The organism is Microcystis sp. M169S2, assembly GCF_020245865.1.
Taxonomy (GTDB): Bacteria; Cyanobacteriota; Cyanobacteriia; order Cyanobacteriales; family Microcystaceae; genus Microcystis; species Microcystis ichthyoblabe_A.
Window position 1 is genome coordinate 1 of sequence record NZ_JADBUB010000240.1, and the last position, 3,423, is coordinate 3,423.

The 3,423-nt window shown below is 38.2% G+C and carries 1 protein-coding gene; it reads right to left on the reverse strand.

The genetic code is table 11. The features are described from left to right. Positions 1-3,117 (reverse strand): Calx-beta domain-containing protein (locus IM485_RS21355; RefSeq protein WP_287745446.1); only part of this gene is annotated, 3,117 nt, incomplete at its 3' end. Positions 3,118-3,423: the final 306 nt, after the last annotated feature.

A 3,423-nucleotide genomic window follows, 5' to 3' on the forward strand; every position in this document is an offset into this window, starting at 1 on the left:
ATAATCTTGTTTGCTATCGCCATTAACGTCAACAAATTGTCCTATATCTTTACCAGTTGAATCAGGACTAAATCCACCCCAAGAAGCTGTATTAAAGTGTTCTTGAAATGAACCATCTCCTTTGCCAAGATATGTGGCAAATGTTCGTTTTCCATTCCAATTCCAGACAACAACATAATCTTGTTTGCCATCGCCATTAACGTCAACAAATTGTCCTATATCTTTACCAGTTGAATCAGGACTAAATCCACCCCAAGAAGCTGTATTAAAGTGTTCTTGAAATGTTCCGTCTCCAATAGGACTAAAATATTGTTGTAAATAACTCTGTACTTTGTCTGGGTTTTGTTGTGCTTGTAGGGTTAGATAAGCGGTTTCTAGGCGGAGAGATTGAAGGTTAGCAATTGTTTTATCATTGACACCATTAGGAGTAATACTATCTCGTCGCTGTTTAACATAATTCTGTAAATTCGTTTCTATCCATTGTTCTTGTTGATCATTTGTTAAATCAATCTGAACCACTAAATCTTGAGATTTATTAGTTAGTTCTTGATTTAGATTACCAATTAAAAAAGGACGGTTATTGCCAATCAAACCCTCAACAGAAGAACCCGTTGCCAATTGATTATAATCTTGAGATAAAGGCGTAAAAACCTCATTTTGAAACCGCTTTAACGTCGCCTCATCAATAATCCCACCAGATTGAGTAAAAATTTCATTATACTTTTGTAAATAGCTCTTAACAAAACCTATATTTACCCCTTGCAAGAGAGAAGCTAACTGATTATTACTTAACAAATCACTCAGAGACTTTAAAGCATCTAAAGTATTCAGATTAGCATCTTTAATTGTCTGAATAATACCATTTCTTTGATTATATAAAGGCTTAAGACTAATCTCAAGATTAATCTCAACCAACCCTTGACGATTATCTTCCCAGTCAATATCATTCCAACCATTCGCACGACCTAAAGAAACAACAAACGTTTCTCCTCCTGCATTATTAGGTTCGCCTGGTATCCATTGCCATGATTGATATTGATAAGGCTCTCCACTAAACCAACGCCAAGGACCATTATGATTGTGATCATCAGTTAACCCAATCCAGAAATTTGTACCGAAATTATCTGTAATCCAAAACTGTTCTTGAATATCATTAACCGTAACTAAATTTCCTCCAATAGTTGTTGCCCAATTTTGAATATTATAGGAGCGTCCATAACCAGTTTTAAAATATAAATTACCCGTTTCTGGACGAGTTTTAGGATTATACGCCGCTACCCGTGATTGAGCATATTGCTTAGTATGATTAATCTGAGTATCAACATTTGCTAAATTATTATGAATACCCGATAAAGCCGAATAATTACCAAAGAAGCGCGTAAAAGAATCCCGAAGACTGGTTAACAGTGCATATTGTTTTTCATACTTAGTTAAATCCGAATAATGCTGACCTAACTTCGCTAAATCCTGATACTCCTGTAACTGCTTTTTAGCCAAAAACAGCGCATCCTCCACAAAATCAACACTATCCGCCAAAGCATCGCGCCGTCTTACCGTTGACTCCCGAATCTGTAACGCCTCATCTAACTGAATCTCATTTAGATAATAATCCCCATAAGGAGTCGCCAAATTCTCATCAATATAACTCGTCAAACTATCAAACACTTCAGACGTAGCTTGAGAGCCATTCCACACCTTAATCGTGAGATTATGATTATCCTCTAAATTATCCACCCAAACAGTCGTTAAACCCTTCAACTGGTTAGCCAATTGACTGTTTAAACTCACATAACCCTCAATATTATTATTCCCTAAAGCCACCTTAACCGATGCTTCATGGTCCGCAGCAGTCCCCTTTCTCGTCTCCAACTCCTGCTTAAACTCCAACTCACCCGCTAACACCGTTTTCTGATAATCTTGTACCTCTCCCACAATTTTCTGCTTCTCTAAAATCGCCTTTTCCAACGCCGCAATCTGAGAATTAGACCCATTTCCACTCTTCAAAGCCGTTAAATCAGCCTGAAGCGCACCAATTTTTTGCTTAAGACTATCAACCGTATCCTGCAAAAACTTAGACGAATAATCCTGAGTCTTGAGAAAAGCATAATCCGTCAGCAAATCCCCCAGCGCCTTATCCGCAACCGTCACAGCTTGCTTATTCCCTTCCCAAGCCGTTTTAACATCCACTAAAGCCTGATTTTTCTTCTCTAAATCCTCAACTTGCTTGGGAATAATGTTACTCTCAAGTCCCTGTAACTCCTGATTTGAGTCATCAATTTGGAAAATAACAACCGCCAACTCCTGATTATACTTAGTCGTCGCAATTGACAGTAAATTCTGTTGTTCCTGAATCTGAATCAGATAACCATTAATCTCCTTCTGAATCCCATCTTTGATACCCGCATTCGTTTCAGCCTTCAGACGAGCATAAGCATTATCAATATTTTTCTGAATATCCTTCTGTTTTTGCTCAATTTCTGTTTTAGATTTAGTAAAGCTAGAGGTTAAAGCCGTCTTTTTATTTGCTAGATTCTGCAAAATGTCAGTTAAAGACTTCCGCTTACTGAGACTACCTTCAAAGATTTCCTTCGCAAAGGAATAATCATCATTAGCTAACCTTAACTGTTGCTCCGTCGTGTCTAATTTAACCTTCGCCTTATCTAATTCGCTGCTGAGGGTTTCATACTGCTTCAACGCTGTGGGAATCGGTAAGGTTAACTTCTCCAGCTTAGTCGGTTGAATATCCGTATTATTAAAGACAAAATTATCATTATCAATGATCTTGACAATTGCCGTATTTTGTGTACCAATCGTCACCCCATTAGTCGGATTCGTCAAGGACAGGTTAAGGGTTTCCACCGCTTCAAACTGACTATCTTCCTTAATCGGAATCGTAATAATTTTAGGCGCACTATCCCCATGAGCAAACGTAACCTTAATGGGGGTATTATTATAATCGTCTGCGGTTGCTGTACCATTATTTAACGTAATCGTCGCACTTACTTCTGTATCACTTCCCCCCGTGCGGTTGACGACGACTTGAGTTATACGACTTCCGTTTTCAGTAATAGAATAAGTCGGCGCATTAAATGCTAAAACTCCCCGATTATTAAGCATAATTTATCACTCCAGAAAAAGTGAAAATATTTTATTGATTGAGGTTAGGTTAACTAACCGATATTGTCAATAGCCAATTTAAACTGACTTAAAGGCTGGTTTTCCTTCAGGCGCTCTCAGTTGTCTGCTGGCGAGCCTTTGAGTAAAATCCATAACCTAGACGGCCGCCAATTCAAAAATGAAACGCATCAACCTCAAGAGTTGACAAAGAAAGGCTCATCAGGTACTGTCTGATCATTAACAAAAACAAATCAGACCCAAAAACGAAGCCCCCAACATCTTAACATAGAACAAAGAAACTTGCTC